This is a genomic window from Mesorhizobium sp. BHbdii (assembly GCF_053848045.1).
Map to the genome: position 1 here is coordinate 1 of NZ_JBSPKX010000260.1, position 422 is coordinate 422.

General features: G+C 64.9%; 1 protein-coding gene. It reads right to left on the reverse strand.

Annotated features, from left to right (window positions below; all coding sequences use genetic code 11):
- Nucleotides 1-422: aromatic ring-hydroxylating oxygenase subunit alpha (locus tag ACWTU8_RS32930; protein ID WP_455851389.1), on the reverse strand; the 422-nt coding region annotated here is incomplete at both ends.

The following is a 422-nucleotide window of genomic DNA, read 5'->3' on the forward strand; positions in this document are numbered from 1 at the left end:
CAGGACGGCACCATGTCGGCGGCCTTGTAATGCGCGAATTCGGGCTCGATCGGCTTCATCAGCTCGGCGACCGAAGGCTGCGGTCCGCCATTGCGGAAACGGATGAAGATGAAGCCCATCCAGACTTCCAGGTCGAGCTGCATCAGGCCGAACTCGGTCTTGTCGAGATCGGGGAAGGAGCGCGGACGCGCGGCGCCGCGCAGCGTGCCGTCGAGATTGTAGACCCAGCCGTGGAACGGGCACACCAGCGCGTTCTTGCAATTGCCCTGGCTGTCGGCGACGACACGGCTGCCGCGGTGGCGGCACATATTGTTGAAGCCGCGCACGCCGCCGTCCTTGCCGCGCACGATCAGAGCGCGCTCGCCGACCAAATCCATGGTCAGATAATCGCCGGCGTTCGGGATGTCGCAGACATGGCCGAC